The sequence below is a fragment of the Paraburkholderia podalyriae genome (assembly GCF_014397785.1).
Classification (GTDB): domain Bacteria; phylum Pseudomonadota; class Gammaproteobacteria; order Burkholderiales; family Burkholderiaceae; genus Paraburkholderia; species Paraburkholderia podalyriae.
In genome coordinates this window covers 1-20,666 of sequence record NZ_VZQQ01000062.1, presented here as the reverse complement: position 1 = coordinate 20,666, position 20,666 = coordinate 1, and the positions used below count along the sequence as shown (strand labels likewise).

General features: G+C 60.3%; 15 protein-coding genes and 3 pseudogenes. 8 read left to right on the top strand and 10 right to left on the bottom strand.

The window, feature by feature from the left end; all coding sequences use genetic code 11:
• Nucleotide 1: 1 nt before the first annotated feature.
• Nucleotides 2-652 (top strand): annotated as a pseudogene (locus F6X42_RS35225) (alpha/beta hydrolase); the annotation flags it as partial.
• 137 nt (nucleotides 653-789) lie between these two features.
• Entirely contained in the window at nucleotides 790-1,791 is a 1,002-nt protein-coding gene (locus F6X42_RS35220) for an NADP-dependent oxidoreductase (protein WP_187638571.1), read from the top strand.
• A gap of 525 nt (nucleotides 1,792-2,316) precedes the next feature.
• Here the strand turns inward: F6X42_RS35220 and F6X42_RS35215 are convergent.
• The 6 genes from F6X42_RS35215 to F6X42_RS35190 all read right to left on the bottom strand — a co-directional run bounded on the left by F6X42_RS35215 (nucleotide 2,317) and on the right by F6X42_RS35190 (nucleotide 9,853).
• Nucleotides 2,317-3,969: an acyl-CoA synthetase gene (locus tag F6X42_RS35215; RefSeq protein ID WP_187638570.1), complete on the bottom strand. Its 1,653-nt coding sequence runs from the start codon at nucleotides 3,967-3,969 to the stop codon at nucleotides 2,317-2,319.
• A gap of 14 nt (nucleotides 3,970-3,983) precedes the next feature.
• A complete protein-coding gene (locus F6X42_RS35210; RefSeq protein ID WP_187638584.1) occupies nucleotides 3,984-4,709 on the bottom strand; it encodes a nitroreductase in 726 nt (241 codons plus the stop codon).
• A gap of 126 nt (nucleotides 4,710-4,835) precedes the next feature.
• On the bottom strand, nucleotides 4,836-6,194 hold the full coding sequence (locus tag F6X42_RS35205; protein WP_187638569.1) for an MFS transporter: 1,359 nt from the start codon (nucleotides 6,192-6,194) through the stop codon (nucleotides 4,836-4,838).
• Nucleotides 6,195-6,588: 394 nt separating this feature from the next.
• Nucleotides 6,589-8,280 (bottom strand): tannase/feruloyl esterase family alpha/beta hydrolase, encoded by a 1,692-nt coding sequence (locus tag F6X42_RS35200; RefSeq protein WP_187638568.1) that lies wholly within the window; start codon nucleotides 8,278-8,280, stop codon nucleotides 6,589-6,591.
• Between the two features lie 19 nt (nucleotides 8,281-8,299).
• On the bottom strand, nucleotides 8,300-8,539 hold the full coding sequence (locus F6X42_RS46095; protein WP_187638567.1) for a transposase: 240 nt from the start codon (nucleotides 8,537-8,539) through the stop codon (nucleotides 8,300-8,302).
• Nucleotides 8,540-8,830: 291 nt separating this feature from the next.
• Nucleotides 8,831-9,853, bottom strand: coding sequence for an AraC family transcriptional regulator (locus F6X42_RS35190; RefSeq protein WP_187638566.1), 1,023 nt, complete (start codon nucleotides 9,851-9,853; stop codon nucleotides 8,831-8,833).
• 364 nt (nucleotides 9,854-10,217) lie between these two features.
• Here F6X42_RS35190 and F6X42_RS35185 point away from each other — a divergent pair, with 364 nt between their 5' ends.
• Together F6X42_RS35185 and F6X42_RS35180 are read left to right on the top strand one after the other, a co-directional pair.
• Complete coding sequence (locus F6X42_RS35185) at nucleotides 10,218-10,985, top strand: SDR family NAD(P)-dependent oxidoreductase (protein WP_187638565.1); 768 nt, start codon at nucleotides 10,218-10,220, stop codon at nucleotides 10,983-10,985.
• A gap of 154 nt (nucleotides 10,986-11,139) precedes the next feature.
• Nucleotides 11,140-12,348: an acetyl-CoA C-acetyltransferase gene (locus tag F6X42_RS35180; RefSeq protein WP_187638564.1), complete on the top strand. Its 1,209-nt coding sequence runs from the start codon at nucleotides 11,140-11,142 to the stop codon at nucleotides 12,346-12,348.
• Between the two features lie 105 nt (nucleotides 12,349-12,453).
• Here the strand turns inward: F6X42_RS35180 and F6X42_RS35175 are convergent.
• From F6X42_RS35175 to F6X42_RS45380, 4 genes and pseudogenes are all read right to left on the bottom strand, one after another.
• Nucleotides 12,454-12,651 (bottom strand): annotated as a pseudogene (locus F6X42_RS35175) (IS6 family transposase); the annotation flags it as partial.
• Nucleotides 12,652-12,721: 70 nt separating this feature from the next.
• Nucleotides 12,722-13,315 carry an IlvD/Edd family dehydratase gene (locus F6X42_RS46480; RefSeq protein ID WP_446686585.1) on the bottom strand — a complete coding sequence of 198 codons (594 nt, stop codon included), beginning with the start codon at nucleotides 13,313-13,315 and terminating at the stop codon, nucleotides 12,722-12,724.
• Entirely contained in the window at nucleotides 13,254-13,856 is a 603-nt protein-coding gene (locus F6X42_RS46475) for a dihydroxy-acid dehydratase domain-containing protein (RefSeq protein ID WP_446686584.1), read from the bottom strand. The genes F6X42_RS46480 and F6X42_RS46475 overlap by 62 nt, the downstream gene beginning before the upstream one ends.
• A gap of 100 nt (nucleotides 13,857-13,956) precedes the next feature.
• A pseudogene (locus F6X42_RS45380) lies at nucleotides 13,957-14,325 on the bottom strand (dihydroxy-acid dehydratase domain-containing protein); the annotation flags it as partial.
• A gap of 298 nt (nucleotides 14,326-14,623) precedes the next feature.
• Here F6X42_RS45380 and F6X42_RS35165 point away from each other — a divergent pair.
• The 4 genes from F6X42_RS35165 to F6X42_RS35150 all read left to right on the top strand — a co-directional run.
• Nucleotides 14,624-17,389, top strand: a complete 2,766-nt coding sequence (locus F6X42_RS35165; protein ID WP_187638563.1) for an MGH1-like glycoside hydrolase domain-containing protein — start codon at nucleotides 14,624-14,626, stop codon at nucleotides 17,387-17,389.
• 267 nt (nucleotides 17,390-17,656) lie between these two features.
• Nucleotides 17,657-18,979 carry a DUF2254 domain-containing protein gene (locus tag F6X42_RS35160; RefSeq protein WP_187638562.1) on the top strand — a complete coding sequence of 441 codons (1,323 nt, stop codon included), beginning with the start codon at nucleotides 17,657-17,659 and terminating at the stop codon, nucleotides 18,977-18,979.
• A 10-nt stretch (nucleotides 18,980-18,989) separates the two neighbouring features.
• Entirely contained in the window at nucleotides 18,990-19,667 is a 678-nt protein-coding gene (locus tag F6X42_RS35155) for a carbonic anhydrase (RefSeq protein ID WP_187638561.1), read from the top strand.
• A 356-nt stretch (nucleotides 19,668-20,023) separates the two neighbouring features.
• On the top strand, nucleotides 20,024-20,666 hold a 643-nt coding region (locus F6X42_RS35150), incomplete at its 3' end, for a hypothetical protein (RefSeq protein WP_187638560.1).

Below are 20,666 nucleotides of genomic sequence, written 5' to 3'. Positions count from 1 at the left end.
GATGATCAGTTTCAACCCAGATAGCCAATCGGCAACCTCCTATGCGCACGCACAGAACAACCAGGTCGGCGCGGGTGGAACCATCTTCGCCTACCGCGAACTGGGCCAGCACGGCGGCATCCCGCTGATCCTGCTCAACCACTGGGGCGCCGTGCTGGACAACTTCGACCCGCGCATCGTCGATGGCCTGGCCCGCAAGCATCGCGTTATTGCGATCGACTACCGGGGAATCGGTTTGTCCGGCGGCATCACGGCCGTGGACGAGATGGCGCGCGACACCGTCGCGCTCATCCGCGCGATGGGTTTCGATCAGGTCGATCTGCTCAGCTTTTCGCTCGGCGGGTTCGTGGCCCAAGACGCGGCGCTAAAGGCGCCAGACCTCGTACGGAGGCTCATTCTCACAGGCGCGGGGCCCGCGGGCGGTCAGGGCATCGATCGCGTCGGTGCCATGTCCTTGCCACTGATGCTTAAGGGCCTGCTGACGCTGCGCGATCCCAAGACCTATCTGTTCTTCACCTCCACGGCCAAAGGCCGGCTGGCAGCAAGTGCATTCCTGGAAAGGCTTAACGAACGCAAGGCGGATCGCGACAAGGGGCCGACACCCCGCGCCTTGCTTCGCCAGCTCAAGGCGATCAAGGCCTGGGGCCAGCAGAGATGAAAGCAGTACCATTTCATAAGACAGGCGGACCCGAAATGCTGGTTTATGAGGAGGTGCCAGGTCCCATGTTCGCCGACGATGAGGTTCTCAGCCCCCCTCGCGATACAACGACAAACCGGAATCGCATCAACATGAAAGCACTTACATTCAAACGCTATGGCAAGTCGCCCGAGATCGGGTTCGCCGAGGTCGCCCGCCCCACGCTAAAACCAGACGAACTGCTGGTGGAGGTCCACGCTGCGGGATTGAACCCGATCGACAACATGATTCCGACGGGAATATTCAAGCCCGTCTTGAAGTTCCAGCTACCGGCCACGCTCGGTAGCGATCTTGCCGGCATTGTGACCGAGGTTGGCAGCCGCGTGACACGCTTCAAGAAAGGCGATGCCATTTTTGCCAGCCTGTTCGATCTTGGCACAGGATCGATCGCCGAATTTGCAGTGGTGCCGGAGAGCGCCGCAGCGCTGAAGCCGGTTAATCTGGGCTTTGTGCAGGTGGCCTCGATTCCAATGGTCGGGCTCACTTCGTGGCAAGCCCTGAAGGAGCGCGCCAATCTCCAGGCGGGTCAGAAGGTGTTCATCCCTGCGGGGTCCGGCGGTATTGGCACATTCGCGATCCAGCTGGCAAAACACTTTGGCGCCAAGGTGGCAACGAATACCAGCACCGGAAATGTTCAACTCGTGAGCAGCCTGGGCGCAGACGAGGTGATCGACTACAAGAAGCAGGAATTCGAGAAAGTGCTGCGCGGCTACGACGTGGTGCTCGGCACGATCAGGGGTGACGCGATTGAAAAATCCATCGGCATCCTCAAGCCGGGGGGCAAGATTGTCTCTCTCATCGGTCCGCTGGATGCAGCGTTCGCCCGCGCTCGCCGGCTGAACTTTATTCTGAGATTTGTATTCGGGCTAATGAGCCGCAAGATCATACGGCTCGCGAGAAAGCGGAACGTCACTTACTCATTCCTGTTCGTGCGCCCCGATGGTAGCCAACTGTCCGAAATTGGCGAGCTGCTCAAGTCAGACCGCATCCGTCCTGTGATTGACAAGGTATTTTCCTTCGAGCAGGCAAAGGAAGCGCTTGAATACCTGGCCCTCGGACGCGCGAAGGGCAAAGTTGTCGTCAAGATCAGGTGAAGTGCCAAATGTTCGACTGCGGATGAGCTTGCCACATCTAAAAGCAGGCCTGTCCGTACGCCTGCAGACAAGCAGATCAGAAATCCCTGGGCTCCTGCACGGACACAACGCTGACGTCACCGCCATACTTTCCGCGTGGTGTCGCCCTGCTCAAAGTCGGCGGCTCAGATCTCCTGATTATCGACTTCAACGCCCAAGCCCTGCACGAATCGTCAACCGCAGCCTAAAGCTGATACAACTTCGAACGCAAACGCAATAGCAATTCATGTATCCGCTTGTGCGGCTATTGGCTTGGTGCTGCCACCTTTCGATGCGTTCGCGTTTGATGCCCGTTAGCTGGCTCCGACACCGGCCCCTCAAGGAATGCATAGGGGCCGGCATCGAACCTAGGCCCGAGGAGCTTTACACGCTCTACCCTCCACTTTAAGCACCATGATCAGCGCATTTGCGCATACGCGCGGCCATTGCCCCGCTTCACTGTGTTCGCACGTGACGGTCCGTAGCGCGTTCAGTATCCCGACATCTTTATCCCGCCAGTCTCGTGATTGCTGCCCGACTGCCCGCTTGTTCCCGCAGGCGGAACTTCTGGATTTTTCCGGTCGCCGTCTTCGGTAATTCGCCGAAAATCACCCGACGCGGGCACTTGAAATGCGCCAGTCGTTCACGACAGAACGAAATCACATCCTCCTCGGTAGTGTTCAGCGCATCCGGCTTCAGCTCGATGAATGCACAAGGAGTCTCGCCCCATTTGTCATCAGGCTGCGCGACCACGGCCGCGTTCAGGACGCCCGGCATGCGGTAGATGACCTCCTCCACTTCGACAGACGAAATGTTCTCCCCACCGGAGATGATCACGTCCTTGGAGCGGTCCGTGATCTGGATATAGCCGTCAGGATGGACGACGGCCAGATCTCCAGTATGGAACCAGCCGCCGGCGAAGGCCTTTCCGGTTGCGTCGGGATTCTTCAGATATCCCATCATCACCGTATTCCCCCGAACCATGACCTCACCGCAAGACTTGCTGTCGGCAGACACCGTCTCGAGCGTCTCAGGATCGGCGACCGACATTTTTTCGAACGCTGCCGCACGTACACCTTGCCGCGCTTTCAATTTCCCTTGCTGCTCCGGCGGCAACGCGTCCCACTCGTCATGCCATGCACAGCTGATCGGAGTGCCGGAAATCTCAGTAATGCCAAAGACGTGGTCGACATCGAAACCCATCGCGCCAACGGCCTCGAGAACAGCGGCTGGCGCCGGCGAGCCGGCTGTCAGGACCCGCACCCGACGCGGCAGCGGCTGCCGTTCTGAATGAGGCATGCTTGCGAGGCCTGACAGGACGATCGGCGCCGCACAAAAGTGATCTACACCATGTCTGACGATGGCGGAAAGAACATTGGCAGCATTGACCTTGCGCAGGCATACATGTGTTCCGGCGGCGGCAGTAATCGCCCATGTGAAACACCAGCCATTCGCATGGAACATGGGAAGCGTCCACAAATAAACCGGCGCGCGCGGGAGCGGCCAGTTTGTCATCTGCAACAGGCTCATCAGATAGGTGCCGCGGTGGCTGGGAACGACGCCCTTCGGATCCCCGGTTGTACCCGACGTGTAATTCAGGGCAATGGGCGTCCACTCATCGACCGGGTGGCGACCGGCAAATGCCGGATCGCCGCTCGCCAGCAGCGACTCATAGTCAGTTTCCCCGATGGCGGGGCCGTCAGGCGCTTCGTGATCGTTGATGTCGATCACGCGCGGCGGATTGGAAACCGACTGCAATGCTTTCTCGACCAGCGGAGCAAATTCGCGATCTACAAGCAGGAGCTTGCATTCGCCGTGGCGCAGAATGAATGCGACACCGTCAGCATCGAGGCGGCAATTGACGGCGTTGAGCACGGCTCCGGACAGCGGCACGCCAAAGTGAGCCTCAAGCATGGCCGGGGTGTTCGGCGCGATGATCGACACGGTGTCGCCCGATTCGATCCCCGACTGAACGAGCGCCGACGCGAGGCGATAGCAACGCTCGCGGGTTTCGGCCCACGTCTGGCGGAAGTCGCCATGAATGATCGCGGTCCGATCCGGATAGACATCGGCGGTTCGATCGAGGAAGGTCAATGGCGTCAATGGAACGTGGTTTGCCGCGTTCTTCTCAAGTCCTTGAGAATAGGCCTTTGCACTCATGACTTTGTCTCCGTTCATTCTTCGTAGAAAGTAGTGAAATCGCCCACCGGGCTGCGCTCCGTGACGAGCGAGTTCTCGATGCAACTGGGATCCGCATAACCCAGGCTCATGCCGCAGACCAACATGTGATTGTCGGGAATGGACAGTTCGTCGGCGATGACACGGTGGAACTTGTTGAAAGCCGCCTGCGGGCAGGTGTCGAGGCCCCGCGCCCGGGCAGCGATCATGACGCTTTGCAGGAACATGCCGGTGTCCAGCAGACTTCCTTCACGCATGACCCGGTCAACCGTGAAAAACAGGCCTACGGGCGCATCAAAGAAGCTGTAGTTGCGGCCGTGCTGGACGTGCATCCGCTCCTTGTCCCCCTTCTGGATGCCCAGCAGGCCGTACAGATTCCAACCGACCTCCCGCCGGCGGTCCACATACGGCGCGATCCATTCGCGCGGGTAGTAATCGTAGGGCTCCTCCAGGTCTGAACTTCGTGCAGGATCATCATTGATCTCGTTGATGGCAGCAGACAGGCGGGACTTCATCGTGCCTGTCACAACATGCACATGCCAGGGCTGGATGTTGACGCCGGTTGCGCTGAAGCGCGCAACGTTGAGGATGGACTCGACTTCCTCGCGGGGAACCGGTATGGGCAGGAAAGCACGGACGCTGCGCCGGGTGACGAGTGCCCAGTCGATGGCTCGACTCACGTCGGCAAACGAGCTGAAAGGAGGAGGAGATAGACGGTCCATTTTTCTCGGCATGTTGAAAATTTGCTGCGACCTGGACTTGGTGCTTTTTTTCGGGTGGAGAGCCCGTAACAGCCGCGCTCTTCACACGAACGAACCTCGGCCATGAAGCAGTGTATGTTAGAGACCTCAGCGCCCTGCGCTACCTTGCACTACGGCGACAGGCGCGCTGGCGGAACGGTACGAGTCGGCGCGTGCCTGATTGATCAGCGTCACCGCCGCCGCGCCGATAAGGCCACCCAGACCGATTGCCATGAAGTTCTGTTCAAGCGGCAGCTTCAAGGAGACGAGCCAACCGATGAGCACCGGTGCCACGATGGCGCCGATCCGGCCCACGCCAGAAGCGAAGCCAACACCGGTAGACCGGATCGCATGAGGATAGAAGTCACCCGCATAAGCATAGGCAAGCAGTTGCGTACCAAGCGTCGATGCGCCGACGACGAATACAACGGCAAACAATGACACGGTCGATTTCGTGTAACCCATCAGTGACAGCGCAACCGCCCCGACGACGTAAAACGCAGTCAGCACCCGTTTGATGTTGACCTTGTCGCTGAGCCAACCACCGAAAATCGCACCGGCGATGGCACCGACGTTGAAGACGATCACGAAGTTCAAAGCTGAACCCAGGCTGAATCCAGCCATTGCCATCAGCTTGGTCAACCAGGAGCTGAGTGCGTAGACCATGAAAAGGCCAGTCATGAACGCGACCCAGATCATCGTCGTACTGAAGCCCCGCCCATCCTGGAAGAGGCGTTGCACCGATGCGTCCTTGCTTTTGTCCGCTGAAGATCCGGCAAAGTGCTCCTGACCGCTCACCGGATAGTCGGGCACCAACCGCTTCACCACAGTGCGCAGTTCGTCGTGCCGGCCGCTGTTAGCCAGGAAGGACATCGAATGGGGCATCGTTTTGATGATTAACGGAATCAGCAGGACAGGCAGGCCTGCGGCAAAAAAGACGGATTGCCAGCCGTAGCTGCCGATAAGCTGCTTCGCAGTCAGCGCCACAAGAATTCCGCCAATGGAATATCCCGCGAACACCAGCGTCACCAATCGCGTGCGCAGGGTGTTCGGCGAAAATTCCCCCATCTGCGCGGTGACAATTGGCAAGACTCCGCCAATGCCCAGGCCAGCGATGAATCGCGTCATGCTGAAAGCGATGGGATCGCTGGTCAATCCAGCCGCTGCGGTAAAAAGACTGAACAGCGCGACGCAAACACAGATCATCATTGGTCGGCCGAAACGGTCAGCCAGCGTACCAAGGAAAATGGCCCCGAGCATCACACCAAAGAGTGCCGAACCGGCCATGATGCCAGCCCTGGTAGCGTCGATGCCCATGTCCTTCATGATGGATGGCAGCGCTGCGCCCACAACGGCAAGATCGTAGCCGTCGAGTATCAACATCAACAGACACCAAAACAGGATCAGGGTGTGAAAGCCATTGAATCTCGCCTCACCCGCGAGCGAGTGCACGTCTATCTGGTTCATTTTGTCTCCGTCGGTTTTATGTCGTGCGTGAGGTCCACGCGAGTCCAAATTGCGCTCCCGATGACGCGGCCTTTGCCGCGACTCCGACAGACCTTGGGTACGGTGCTGTAGCCAGTGTCGGGCGGACGAAGCGGGTAGTCCATGTCCATCAACTTCAATTCTGATGAGGTCGCCGGACACCTGCGTTCGCCGGCATTTCCGCGCAGCCGGCGGATACCGGCGCGACCTTGAACGAAGTCGTTCGCTGGACTTGCCTTTTCAAAGGAATGTGTTGGCGGACCGGCTGTAACCAAGGCGCAGGCGGTGGACCGTATGCGCCCGGTCGGGTTAGTGCTGGCAGGGTGGCCGTAACCGACGCTGCCAGCCGCTATGAACGGGCGAGCTGCCAGCCCGACTAGTTCGAACACACGAAGCTGGTTGCAATATTCTGGTCGCCACCGACGTATTTTGGCCACTGTGGGTACTCGCACATGGGTCGGGTACGTCCAGCGGCTGGCGGAGCAAGATCGGTGATAGTGAGATTATGAGGCTCGATCCCTTTCGTGACCCAGTTATCCAGTGCCGTCAGACCATCGTATGAACCACCGAACTGTCCGCCGGAACCATGCGCCGCGCCCGGTACCAGGTAAAATTTCAGAAACTGACCCAGTGGCCCCTGCCCGAACCTGGATACCAGACGGTTATAGTAGTCAATCGACAGTTGAGCTGGAATGAACTGGTCTGATTGTCCATGTTGGAGAATGATCTTGCCACCGCGACTTTGGAATTGAGTCAAGTCAGTGCTCGTGCTATCCATGAGCGCGCTCACCGCCTGGATACGCGCGGCAAGCGGTCCCGGGCTGGTAGGGTCGAAATTGAGAATGCTCAAGCCAGGATCGCGAGCGACCGCAAATCGGAGCATGTCATTGGAGAACGTGTAATAAAACGCGCTTTTTCCGAAGACCCCGGGTTCGATTGTGGCATCGGTGGCTGACGCGCCCCAAGCCAACGAGTTTGACCAAAAGTCCGCACCGGCGAATACGTTGTATGGTGGAAAAGTTTGAATTCCGTTCGCCAGATCAAAGCTGAAAGTAAGCGGTGTCCCAGCGGTGGACATTGTATTGATTTGCGCGTCGGACAGGCACGTGTCACCGGTGTCGACTCCGCCGGGGCAGCGAATCTGCTTTGGATCGAACACGCACGCTGAAGGGTTACTAACAATGCCGTCAGCCACGCCATCCAAAGCGTCACATTGTTCCATGACTGCGGCCAGAAGTGCCTTGCCTTTAGCCGGGGTGACGTATCCTCCTGGCGCCAGGAGCGATCGCGAGATCCTGCCCATCTGGAGCCATAGTCCCGTAATTCCCGACGCGGGAAATGTCGAAATGATACCGTCGTAGTCCTGTGGAAATCGTTGCGCGGCGATCAGGCCTTGTCGTCCGCCGCCCGATCCACCAATAAAATAGCTGTGCACAAAGGCCGAGCCATAACGTGTCTTTGCGATGTACGCCGCAAAATCATGCGTCTTCTTGATGTGGTCGCCTGCGTAATTAGCGAGTGCCTCATCGTTTTCTGCGAACTGACCATCGAAGCTCGTTCCCTCATGCCCGCTGTCGCTTCCCAGAGTCACGTAACCTCTGCGCAGCGGCGTAGTGACGCCTGCTGGCTCTGCGCCGACCAGGAAACCATCGAGAGGAGAGCCTTCCGTATCGGGGATAGCGCCGTCAAACCCTCCGCCGCCAAAGTGAACGGATTTGCCGTTGAAGTTAGTCGGAAGGTCCACCTCCGCGCGAATATCTGGCGCATTGAATTCCACCGGATGAATACTGCCTAACACTTTACAATATTCGCCATTGGTGTTGCCGGAATCCGTATCGGCGACGAGCGTCGCTGATACGACAGTGGCACCGGTTGTCGGCAACCCGATCGAGGCGGCCGGAACGGTCATGCCAGCCAACGCACTGCACATCGCGGCTGGCGTCTTCACCGCGGCATTTGCAGAGGGGGAGTCATGGCCGCCGCCGCAGCCCGATATCGCAACAGTTGAAACCAGTAACAAGGCACTCGTTGTTTCCCAGCTTCGGCCGCTTCTTAACTGAATTTGCATTCTCGTCTCCGTATAGTTGTCACCGCCGTATGAACTTTCCGATTCCGGGCGATTTTTCCTTTCTTCCGCTGCTATGCTCGTGAGGCGTTTGTGCGAAACGACGCGCCACATCCTTTGGACTCCGGTAACGCTTCACTTCTCTTACCGCAGCAACCAGGTGCGTGGCCGCTACGGGACCGGTCCTGTACTTCCTGCAACTGGACGTGACCCTGGCGCCACACGCGACTGCAGTGTCAGCCTGGTTCAAATGGCGTTCCATGTCCGCCGACCTCAATTTGAATGAGGTCTGTAGACAGGCTGCTCTTTCTTCGGCGTTTGCACGCGATTAACCATCGCCCTGAGGGTCGGCTGCGTGTCAGTGGTGTGGGTTCCGGAGTCGCACGCCTATGCGCAATCCGATCAGGCGGGACTGGTTGTGCTTGAGTGGCCTGAGTGTGCGAACTCAGCTTTGCGCGGCGCACAGTCTGAAAACGGGACTCGAATCTGCCGACCGATCAGGGCTGCGAACAAATATGTACGAGCCAACTGCGCCGTGACTACCGTCGCAGTTCTACACCGAAGAAGTCGCCTTGCCATGGCGGTACATTCCGGGGCTGGCCCCCGTCCACTTCCTGAAGGCCCTATGAAACGCACTGGCCTCCTGAAATCCGGTCCGTGCAGCGACTTCAGCGACCGTGAGAGAACTGCTCGAAAACAGGTCGATAGCGATGTCGCGGCGCAATTCGTCTTTCAGTTGCCGGTAGTTGGTGCCCTCGGCCAGCAGGCGGCGCTGCAGCGTGGCCGAGGACTGATTGAGTAACTGCGATAGCGTCTCGAGGTCGGGCCAGTCGTCGGGAATCTGGTTGCGCAACCGGCGCCTTATCAGGGCAGTAGTGCTGGATTCGTTACGGTACTTCACCAGGATGTTTGCTGGTGCCCCCTGCAGGAATGCGCGCAGGCTCGTTTCCGTCTCCGTCAGTTTGAGGTCGAGGAAACTGCGATCGAACCGGATCAGGGTCTCCTCTGCGGCGAACGTTACATCCTCGCAAAAGCGCATGCGATAGTCGCTGTCATCGATTGGTGCGGAAGCGCGAAATCTCATCTCGATCAGCGGAATCCGTCTGCGTGCCAACCAGCACGCAAGGCCGTGCACGAGGATGAACCACGTCCCGTAGGCAAACAGGCGGCGCGTGAGCCCATCATCATGCAGGACGATCAGTGCATGCTCGCCTTCGCAGCGTAGCTCCCCATGAATGTCGTCGAGAACCACGCGCAGAAACTTCAGCATGCGACGCAGCGCGTGTTCCAGGCTTTCTGCATGCAGCACCGCGTGGCACATCAGCGCGTAACTGCCCCGGCGAAGTGGGTGGCTGTCCAGACCGAAAAACTCGTCGTCCATCAGCTCCGCCAGAGCCGCCCACAATCGCGAAAAGGCTAGCGCGGGCACGCGGGCTCTCGGGGCATTCAACAATTCTGCCGGGATGCCGGCATGCTGTAGTGCTACGGGCACATCCAGATTACGTTGCGTAGCGACCAGAATCGCTTCACGCACCAGGCTGATGGAAGTCGTGCCCTTGTCTTGAGCGTCATGCATGGTCAGGTTCCGCCTATCAAGGTGCACTGATGTTAATCGTTGCAAGGCGCAATTGAAACGTGGGACGGCTGGGCGCCGGCGGTCTTTCGCCAGCATGCATTGTTGCCGAGATCGGCGACCTTTTCGATATGTCCAAAAGGTTCATGCATGTCGAGGTCTATGGACATGGGCCAACTCAAAGGTGCCGCTTACGATAACCAGCCAGTGGATCATCGCGAACGTAGCTTTGCCGGCGCCGGCCGTGCAGCAACGTGCCGGCCATACAAATGGGCGCTCGAGGGCGCACCGACGAGTTCCCGGTCCGTGCTGGCAGGCTTATCGCCCGGGTGCGCTGTGCGTCGGAGCCAACACTCAGGAGAGGGAAATGCAGGTTCAGGATAAAGGTTTCGTCGTGACAGGCGGCGGTTCCGGTCTCGGCGCCGCCACGGCACGCCGCCTTGTCGCGGGCGGTGCCAGAGTGCTGCTGGTAGACCTGGACCAGGACGCGGGTGCCGCGCTGGCGGCGGAACTAGGCTCCAATGCCCGCTTCATCAGGGCGGACGTGTGCGATGCCGTCAGCGCGGAGCATGCATTAGCCGCGTTCCGCGACACCTTTGGCATGCTGCACGGCCTGATTAATTGCGCTGGCGTTGCACCTGCCGAGAAAGTGCTTGGCCGCGAAGGCCCGCATCGGCTCGAGAGTTTCGCGCGCACCGTTCAGATCAACCTGATCGGCGCCTTCAACATGGTCCGGCTGGCCGCAGCCTGCATGATCGAGAACATGCCCGACGCCGATGGCGAGCGTGGAATCATTATCAACACCGCTTCAGTCGCGGCCTTCGATGGCCAGATCGGGCAAGCGGGCTACGCTGCCTCCAAGGGTGGCGTGGTGGCGATGACGCTGCCCATCGCGCGCGAATTGGCGCGCCACGGCATTCGCGTGGTCGCCATCGCCCCTGGGATCATGGAGACGCCAATGCTCAAAGGCATGCCTACGGAAGTGCAGGACGCGCTCGGAAAGATGGTGCCTTTTCCCGCGCGCCTCGGACGACCCGACGAATTCGCGGAGCTCGCGCTGCATATCGTAGGAAACACCTACCTCAACGGCGAGGTGATTCGCCTTGATGGCGCCATCCGCATGGCGGCCAGATGATACGGCGTGCGGAGCAGTCATCGTGATGCTTGCAGCCGCTCGCTGCGCTTGACTTGAGTCGCCGAGCCCGAACATGGTCAGCCAGGTTCGGCCAGGCCGAAATCTTTCCTCACCCCCTTGCAACGCCGCCATTGAGCGGCGGATGGAGACTCGCATGCCTACCTCTTCAACTTCCGATGATCCCGTCGTCATCGTCGGTGCCGCCCGCACGCCGCTGGGTGCCTTCCAGGGCGACTTCGCCTCGCTGACGGCGCCGCAGCTGGGCGCCAACGCGATCCGTGCCGCTGTGCAGCGGGCCGGGCTGCAGCCGGAAGCTGTCGACGAAATACTGATGGGCTGCGTGCTGCCCGCTGGCGTGGGCCAGGCGCCCGCACGTCAAGCGGCGCTGGGCGCCGGGTTGCCGCTGTCGGCGGGCTGTACAACAGTCAACAAGGTCTGCGGCTCCGGCATGAAGGCCGCCATGCTGGCGCACGACCTGCTGCTGGCCGGCAGTCAACAGGTGATCGTGGCCGGTGGCATGGAATCCATGAGCAACGCGCCGTACCTGCTGCCCAAGGCTCGCTCGGGCCAGCGCCTCGGGCACGGTCAGGTGCTGGACCACCTGTTCTTCGATGGACTGGAGGACCACTACGGCTCGGCCTCCGACGGCCGCCTGATGGGTACCTTCGCCGATGACTGCGCGCGCCACTTCGGCTTCACGCGTGAGGAGCAGGACGCCTACGCTTTAACCTCCACGGTGCGTGCAAAGCAGGCACAGCGCGACGGCCTGTTCCGGTGGGAAATTACGCCGGTGACCGTGCCCGGCCGCAGCGGCGAGAAACTCGTCGACGACGACGCAGCGCCGGCGAAGGCACAACTGGACAAAATCCCCACCCTCAAGCCCGCCTTCGGCAAGGACGGCACCGTCACGGCGGCCAACTCCAGTTCGATCTCCGATGGTGCAGCGGCGTTGGTGATGATGCGCGAGTCCACCGCACGCGAGCGTGGACTGGCGCCGCTGGCGGTTATCCATGGACACGCCACGCACTCACAGGAACCGGCCTGGTTCACTACTGCACCCGTGGGCGCGATTCAGAAGCTGCTCATCAAGGTGGGATGGCAGGTCGACGATGTCGACTTGTGGGAGATCAACGAGGCCTTCGCTGTGGTGGTCATGGCCGCGATGCGCGAACTGTCGCTGCCGCACGAGCGGGTGAATGTGCATGGTGGTGCCTGCGCGCTGGGTCATCCGATCGGCGCGACGGGCGCTCGCCTCATCGTGACGTTGCTGGGGGCGCTTCGCCACCGCGGTGTCAGGCGTGGCGTGGCGGGCCTGTGCATCGGCGGTGGCGAGGCCACGGCCTTGGCGATCGAGGTCGTCTGAACGACATCGTTGCTACTTGGGAGTAGATCCAATAGCCGCTACCCTCCGTCGGGCGCTGTCACGTTGCTGACTCCATGACGAGATATCGGCAAGGACAGTCGTGTCTCAGAACACGGTGGACGGAGCTTGGGCAATGCCGATGAAGAGACGCCACGCTTCAAATCGCGCGGCGAGCTGTTTGCGATAGAGCGAGGCGCTCAGCAGATGACGCTTGAACGCGAAGTGCTGGCGGATCGGACCGAAGCACGACAGGAATGACTGCGTGCGTTCGGGCAAGCGAAACCCTCGCATCCGGCGCTCGCGTGGTGACCATGATGCCGGCGTTCCTGGTAGTCGGCCTCGGCGTGAATGCCACCCAGGCGCTGGTGATCAGTCAGGTCGTTCTTTCGTTTGCGTTGCCGATCCCGATGGTGGCGCTGGTGTGATAAAGACGCTGATAACCGCGCGCATATGTCCCTTCCGCTGGACGAATCTCAGTGGCACGATGCGCCAGCTCGACCTCGTCGACCAGTAGATCGATCCGCTTGTCCCGCGCCGAGAGCCGGATCCGATCGCCGTTGCGCACCACCGCCAGCGGGCCACCGAGCGCCGCTTCTGGCGTCACGTGAAGCACGTTGGTCCCGTACGCCGTGCCCGACATGCGCGCATCTGAAATCCTCACCATGTCCTTCACCCCCGCCCGCGCAAGTTTCTGCGGAATCGGCAGATAGCCGGCCTCGGGCATGCCTGAAGCACTGCGCGGCCCCGCGTTCTGCAGAATGTCGTCCGCGCGAACGTCCAGATCGGGGTCGTCGATGCGCGCGGCCAGATCTTCGAGCGAGGTAAATACCACGGCACGCCCTTCATGTTCGAGCAGTTCGGGAATAGCGGCGGCGCGCTTCAGAACCGCACCGCCGGGCGCCAGACTACCGTTCAGAACAATCAGTCCGCCCTCGGGACTGACCGGTTTCTCCGTCGAGCGGATCACGACCGTATCGATCGGATCGGCAAGCGGCTTGTTCAAACGCTCCTCGAGACTCTGCCCGGCGATATCGCGACACGTCACATCGAGTTGGGGCATCAGTCCGCGCAGAACGCCCTCCAGCCCGCCGGCTGCATGGAAATCCTCCCATGTAGCCGTTGCCTACCGGCTTGAGATCCACGAGTACGGGCGTTTCATCAGACAGCCGGTTGAACTCGTCGTAATCGATCTTCAGTCCGATACGACCAGCAATCGCCGCCAGATGAATCACGGCGCTGGTCGAACCGGAAACCGCGAGCAGCACGCGCAAGGCATTGCGCACCGACGCGGGCGTCACGATCTCGGCCGGTTTCGGTCCGCCACTGAGGGCCATGCGCGCAACCAGTGCTCCGGTTTCTTCGCAATTGCGCAGACGATCCGCGTGCACGGCCGGAATCGCCGCCGAACCGGGCAGCATCATGCCCAGCGTTTCCGCGATCAGCGCCATGGTCGACGCCGTGCCCATGACCGCACACGTTCCCGCCGTGACCGCCAGCCGCCCCTCCACATGCTTGATCTCCTGCGCCGAGACTTTTCCCCGCGCGGAAATTCGACCAGAAGCGCCGGCAGTCCGTGCACGCGCCAAGCCGCTCGCCGCGATGTCGCCCGGTCATCATTGGACCGGCCACCACCATTGCGTCGGCGGGCCGCTCCGCGGAGATCGCACCCATCAACATCGCCGGCACGGTTTTGCCGCATCCGCCGAGCGTCACCACCGCATCCATCGGCTGGGCACGAATCATTTCCTCGACGGCCACCATCGCCATCAGATTGCGATAGACCAGCGAAGTCGGCGAAAGGAAGACCTCGCAAAGCGAAATCATCGGAAATACGACCGGCAATGCGCCCGCCGCGAGCACGCCGCGCTCGACCGCCTTGATCATTTCGGGAAAGTGGCGATGGCAGTTATTGAAACCGCTCTCCGAGGTGCAGATCCCGACGGTCGGCTTGTCGAGCGATTCGCCGGTGTAAACCATCGATTTGGCAAACGACCGGCGCAGATAGCGCGCGAAGTCGTGATCACCCTAGTTCGTCAGGCCATTGTCCAGACCACGCGGTTTTTGATTCATTTCCAAATCCTTACGTTCAGGCGATGCAGCGCGGATATAGCGAAAGAAAACGTCAGATGAAACCAGGAACGAGGCGGCCTCCGACCTCGATAAGTCTAAACGACGCCTATCATCCAGATACCGCCCGGCGACGCACGCGAGACGGGATAGGCGGGGACTCACGCACTGAACGTGTTCGACGGTCGATCCCGGTTTGGGAGGTCACATGTCATCGATACGCGCAAACGATCTGCTCCATTCGACGGAAGGATTCCGCCTGCATGGCCAGGACCTCGACTGCTGGCGGCGCTGGGGGCCTTATCTGAGCGACCGGCAGTGGGGCACCGTTCGCGAAGACTACAGCGACTACGGAACCGCATGGGAGTATTTCCCCCACGATCATGCGCGCAGCCGCATGTACCGCTGGGGCGAGGATGGCATTGCCGGATTCGGCAACGACCCGCTCGACTGGTGCGTGTCGCTCGCGCTCTGGAACGGGCGCGACCCCATCCTGAAGGAGCGGCTGTTTGGCTTGACCAATGCGCAAGGCAATCACGGCGAGGACGTGAAGGAGCTTTACTTCTACGTCGATGGCACGCCGACGCACTCGTACATGAAGATGCTGTACAAATACCCCCACGATGCGTACCCGTATCAGCACCTGGTCGAGGAAAACGGCCGGCGCGGCGCCGATCAGCCCGAATACGAAATCCTCGATACGGGCGTGTTCGACAACGATCGCTATTTCGACGTCTGGGTCGAGTACGCGAAGCACACACCCGACGACATCGTGATGCGCGTAACCGTCGAAAATCGCGCGGATCGGCCCGCGCCACTCCATGTGCTGCCGCTCTTCTGGGCGCGCAACCGCTGGGCGTGGTCAGGCAAGCCCGGCAAGCCGTCGCTCACGCTCGAGCCGGCGTCCGCCGAGGGCGCGCGCGTGATCGCGCACAATCCCGCGCTGGGCACGATGATCGTCACGGCCTCGGCGCCGCAGCCGATCGAATGGCTGTTCTGCGAAAACGAAACCAACGTCCGCCGCCTTTTCGGCATCGCCGGCGCAGGCCCGTTCAAGGATGGCTTCAACGATTACCTCGTCGATGGCGACGAGCACGCGATACGCCGCGACGCGGGCACCCGCGCCGCCGCGCATGTGGCCCTGTCGCTCGCGCCGCACGAGCGCGCGGTGCTGTATCTGCGCTGGCGTCCGGCGGCACTACCGGGCATCACGGGCGACGACGTGCCGCTCGACTTCGAAGCGCTGTTCGCGCGCCGGATCGCGGAGGCCGATGAGTTTTACGCCGCGCTCCAGCACGACATCAGCGACGCCGATGCGCGGCTCGTGCAACGCCAGGCGCTCGCGGGCATGCTATGGACGAAGCAGTATTACCAGTTCGACGTGACGCGCTGGCACGACGGCGACCCCGGTCAGCCGAAGCCGCCGAAAGGACGCCGGCACGGGCGCAACGCCGACTGGCGGCATATGTGCAACGGCGACGTCGTATCGATGCCGGACAAGTGGGAGTACCCGTGGTACGCGTCCTGGGATCTCGCGTTTCATGCCGCCGCGTTCGCAATGATGGACCCCGACTTCGCGAAGAAACAGTTGCTGTTGCTCGTGAAGGAACGGTACATGCATCCGAACGGGCAGTTGCCCGCCTACGAATGGGCATTCGGCGACGCGAATCCGCCCGTTCATGCATGGGCGACGTGGCGCGTGTACGAACTCGACCGTGAAGTCACGGGCGTCGGTGACCACAAGTTTCTCGAGGTGATGTTCCACAAGTTGCTGCTGAACTTTTCGTGGTGGGTCAACCGCAAGGATGCGGAGGACCGCAACATCTTCCAGGGCGGCTTTCTCGGGCTAGACAACGTCGGCATCTTCGACCGCTCTTCCCCGCTGCCGACGGGCGGCCGCATCGACCAGGCGGACGGCACCGCCTGGATGGCCTCGTATGCGCTCGACCTGATGCAGATCGGACTCGAGCTCGCGATGACGAACAACGCGTACGTCGAAATCGCGGTGAAGTTTTTCGAGCATTTCCTGTATATCGCAGAAGCCGTCGGTTGCAGCGAAGGTTGCAGAACGGGGCTATGGGACGGTCACGACGAATTCTTTTATGACGTACTGCATCTTCCAGACGGAACCCGTGTGCCGATGCGCGTTCGCTCGATCGTCGGCCTGATTCCGTTGTTCGCCGTGCATGTGCTCGAAGAACGCATATACGGCCACCTGCCCGGCCTGCGAGAACGGCTCGCGTGGTTTCTCGATCACCGGCCCAATCTGGCCAAACTCGTATCGCGTTGGACCGAACCCGGCAAAGGCAACACCACGCTGCTCTCGCTACTACGCGGATACCGGATGACGGCATTGCTGCGCCGCGCGCTCGACGAAGACGAATTTCTGTCCGATCACGGCGTGCGCGCGCTGTCACGCGTGCATCGCGATACACCGTACGAGTTCGATCATGGCGGCGCGCACGTCTGCATCGCGTATCAGCCGGCCGAATCGGATTCGCGCGTATTCGGCGGCAATTCGAACTGGCGCGGGCCTGTGTGGATGCCCGTCAACTATCTGCTGATCGAATCGCTGTATGAATTCCATCGCTACTACGGCGACGAGTTCTGCATCGAATATCCAACGGGATCGGGCAACCGGTGCTCGCTCAGCGAGATCGCCGACGGTCTCGCGCGGCGTGTCACTACCCTCTTTCTCAAGGACGAGCACGGCGTGCGGCCCGTGATGACGGCTTATCCGCTGTTGCAGGCCGACCCGCGCTCGTCCGATCTCGTGCTGTTCCACGAGTACTTTCACGGCGACAGCGGACGTGGCGTCGGCGCTTCGCACCAGACCGGCTGGAGCGGTCTCGTCGCGCTGCTGCTTCAGCCGCGTCTGATGAAGCTGGCCCACGTGGCGGCCGATGCCACTGCCGAAAACGCGCGGGCAGGCGCGCCAGTCGCCGAAGACGCGCTGTCCGCGATGGCGCGATAGACGGGCATCGAAAATCCGGAATCGATCGAGACGCGATTCCCGAAACTCTATGTCCTCGACCTATCGGACCAAAGTCTGATTGACCGACCTGAAGGTCACGTGTCTTATTGTTTTCGGAGGGTCCACGTGGCCACCGGAAGACCCGACTCCACGGGTAAGCGAAGACATGCTCGCACCCCCACCGGGAAGTTTCCTCTACATGGGTCAAAGGCGAACCGCGAACGCTTCGGGCTCCGCTGCCGTATGAATCGTAGGAAAAGCGCAAACATGGACTGGAACCGCTGGTACAGCTTAAAGAGTTACCTCAGATCTTCCCTGTGGACTGTACCGCTCGTCGCGGTGGCGATCTATGCCGTGGTAAAGCCGCTCACTGAAATGCTCGGAAGGTGGCTGATCGGACACGACATCCTCGATCCGAAAACCGGCCTTTTTGCGCTGTCCATGACTGGAGCGCGGTCACTTGTCGGCGATATCGTCTCCGCAGACCTGGCGTTTCTGGTGTTTACCTTCGGTTCGCTGCTCGTCGCAATCCAGGTCGCTGGCGGTCAATATACCCCGCGGATCATCGCGACCACATTGCTGCGCGATAACGTGATCCGCAGCATCTCGGGATTGTTCGTATTCACGCTTCTGTTCGCCAACAGGACCCTAGGCTGGATGGGCGACAGCGAGGTGCACCAGCTTCAGGTATTCATTGCAGCGCTATTCGGATTCGCTTCTGTCGTCGCATTTCTTTTCCTGATTGATTATGCGGCGAAATGCCTGCGTCCAGTAAGCCTCGTGGCTCGGGTTGGGGAGCACGGGATCGCGGTCATCGAAAGCGTCTATCCCAACCCAACGACGGGCCGAATCACCCCGCCGAGACTTGACCACGAGCGAGGCGTCCCTGGCCGCATTGTTCGCCATAGCGGTACATCCGGCATCGTCCTGGCCGTGAATCTCGACAGACTTGTCGCCAAGGCGAGGCGCACTAACTCGGTTATCGAATTCGTGCCGCAAGTCGGCGATTTTGTCGCGGTGGACGAACCCTTGTTTTATTTGTACGGAGACTCTGACGCAATCGATGAAAACCGGCTGCGTACACTGGTTGCTTTCGGGACCGAACGCACGATGGAACACGATCCTATGTTCGCGTTTCGCATCCTTGTTGATATTGCGCTGAAAGCGTTGTCGGCTGCGATCAACGATCCAACAACGGCCGTGTTGGCCATCGATCAGTTGCAGCGGCTATTGCGTGTAGTCGGAAAACGGTCTTTGTACACCGAAGAGATAACGGATACGTCCGGACTTGTGCGCGTCATCTATCGAACGCCGAACTGGGAAGATTTCGTGCATATCAGTTTCCGCGAGATACGTCAGTACGGCGCGGGCAGCATTCAGATCGCGCGGCGTCAGCGCGCGGCGATAGAGAATCTCCTCCAGTGCTTGCCGGAGCATCGTCACGACGCCTTGCGTGTCGAGCTGACTCTGCTGGACCGTGCGATCGGCTCGAAGCATCCATTTCCGGAGGACCTGGCGCTGGCCCGTATCCCCGACTCGCAAGGGCTTGGAGGCTCGGAAAGCTCGACAGCAAGGCAACCCATCGTTTGAGAGGCAAACCATGCGAAAACTCATCATGGGCATCGTTGAGTTCCGGGAGAAAATGCTGCCGCAATACGCGCAGCAGTTCAGCAAACTCGCGCTCGCGCAGACACCTGATGCGCTCTTCATAACGTGCTCGGACAGCCGGGTCGTGCCGGATCTGCTTGCATCAACCCATCCCGGCGATCTCTTTACGATGCGCAATGTGGGCAATCTGATACCACCGGCGACTGCGGAGGGCGTCTCTACCGGAGATCTTTCCGAGGCAAGCGCGATCGAATATGCCGTGCTGGTGTTGAAAGTCGCGAATATTGTCGTGTGTGGACATTCGGAGTGCGGCGCGATGAAGGCCGTCTTCTCAAGGAACGCCAAGCTGAAATCGCCAAACCTCGATAAATGGCTATGCCACGCCAACAACGCAGCGTTTCGCCTCGAACAGGAAGGTCCGCTCGACGACAGCCTGAAAGCGCACGATCAATTGTCGCAACTCAACGTACTCGTGCAACTCGAGCACCTGATGACCTACCCGATCGTCCGCCAGCAAGTCACTGCCGGGGCACTCGTATTGAGCGGCTGGTGGTTCGACATCGCGACGGGCGCCATGTATGCCTATGAGCGCACGAGCCGCTCATTCGCAGTCATCGATCGCACAATGGCTGACCGGATGGTTGCGCGCCTTGCCGCACGGGCGAGATGACGGTTTGCGAAGCCCGCAACGGAACCGGCATGTCGCTAGCGACCAATGCAATCCCTGCGTCGCGATGCAGACGGCAAGTTCTGTTTCAATGTTCGCTTCCGCACACTTTCTGGCAGAAGAACATGTCACCGCGAATATTGCTATCTACAGTTCATGCGTCGGATCTTAAGAGGCGCGCGTACGCAATCTGCATGCATGAAAACGGGCGATGTTTCGCAGTCGGCATGGAGATGAGATATGGGAGTGATTGAAGTCGAAATACGATCACCGAACTTTGTGGCAAGCGCAGTTTTGGTTGCCAGAACGTGGCATGCAGCGCCTGTTGGCAACGGCATTGACTCACACTGGTGGTGCGGTTGAAAATACTTCTGTCGACGGGCGATGTCTTCCAGTCGAAGCGATTTCCAAGTCTGCAGTTGAAGAACTTCAACAGTGTGTCGCTCGGCTTCGAAAGTGTCCAATCGGCTTTCCTCCTCGGCGCGGAAAATGCCTTCGAGAACGCCACCGATCTGCTGACGTTGATGCATCAGCGGCTTTTGCACGCTTCGTCCGGCATACCGGAACAGTACAAGGAAACATTCACCAGCTATTTCGGTAATCCAGACGACAAAGTGGATGTCGCGGCGCTTGGATTCCAAGGCGGCTCAGAACTGGGGTTGTCCGGTAGTCAAACCAGAAGCGCGTTGGTGCGCGCGGTGCTGCAATGCGTCTGGAAGGGCATCCAGATGAGGCCAGTGCGCCTCTATTACGGTGGCGGCAGCGTCATCCCCAATGTCCGGGCCTATGCCCCCGACCTCAAGACAGTTCGCCGTAACGGGAAAATAAACATACACCTGGCGATCGACTTCTTCGGTCTCGAACCACAGGTGATTCGTAAGCGGCTCGGCTGGGCCAGTTCCTCATTCGCGCGCGCGCAAGGCATGATGGTGCTGTCGTGGTGGAATTCGTATAGATCAGGGGGTCGTGTCCATGATCGGCGATCGTGGGCACGATTCACGC

What these genes read in the sequence shown, in the direction of transcription:
- F6X42_RS35220 (WP_187638571.1), top strand. Translation starts at nt 790, where the DNA reads ATGAAAGCACTTACATTCAAACGCTATGGCAAGTCGCCCGAGATCGGG.
- F6X42_RS35215 (WP_187638570.1), bottom strand. Translation starts at nt 3,969, where the DNA reads ATGAGTGCAAAGGCCTATTCTCAAGGACTTGAGAAGAACGCGGCAAAC.
- F6X42_RS35210 (WP_187638584.1), bottom strand. Translation starts at nt 4,709, where the DNA reads ATGGACCGTCTATCTCCTCCTCCTTTCAGCTCGTTTGCCGACGTGAGT.
- F6X42_RS35205 (WP_187638569.1), bottom strand. Translation starts at nt 6,194, where the DNA reads ATGAACCAGATAGACGTGCACTCGCTCGCGGGTGAGGCGAGATTCAAT.
- F6X42_RS35200 (WP_187638568.1), bottom strand. Translation starts at nt 8,280, where the DNA reads ATGCAAATTCAGTTAAGAAGCGGCCGAAGCTGGGAAACAACGAGTGCC.
- F6X42_RS46095 (WP_187638567.1), bottom strand. Translation starts at nt 8,539, where the DNA reads ATGGAACGCCATTTGAACCAGGCTGACACTGCAGTCGCGTGTGGCGCC.
- F6X42_RS35190 (WP_187638566.1), bottom strand. Translation starts at nt 9,853, where the DNA reads ATGCATGACGCTCAAGACAAGGGCACGACTTCCATCAGCCTGGTGCGT.
- F6X42_RS35185 (WP_187638565.1), top strand. Translation starts at nt 10,218, where the DNA reads ATGCAGGTTCAGGATAAAGGTTTCGTCGTGACAGGCGGCGGTTCCGGT.
- F6X42_RS35180 (WP_187638564.1), top strand. Translation starts at nt 11,140, where the DNA reads ATGCCTACCTCTTCAACTTCCGATGATCCCGTCGTCATCGTCGGTGCC.
- F6X42_RS35165 (WP_187638563.1), top strand. Translation starts at nt 14,624, where the DNA reads ATGTCATCGATACGCGCAAACGATCTGCTCCATTCGACGGAAGGATTC.
- F6X42_RS35160 (WP_187638562.1), top strand. Translation starts at nt 17,657, where the DNA reads ATGGACTGGAACCGCTGGTACAGCTTAAAGAGTTACCTCAGATCTTCC.
- F6X42_RS35155 (WP_187638561.1), top strand. Translation starts at nt 18,990, where the DNA reads ATGCGAAAACTCATCATGGGCATCGTTGAGTTCCGGGAGAAAATGCTG.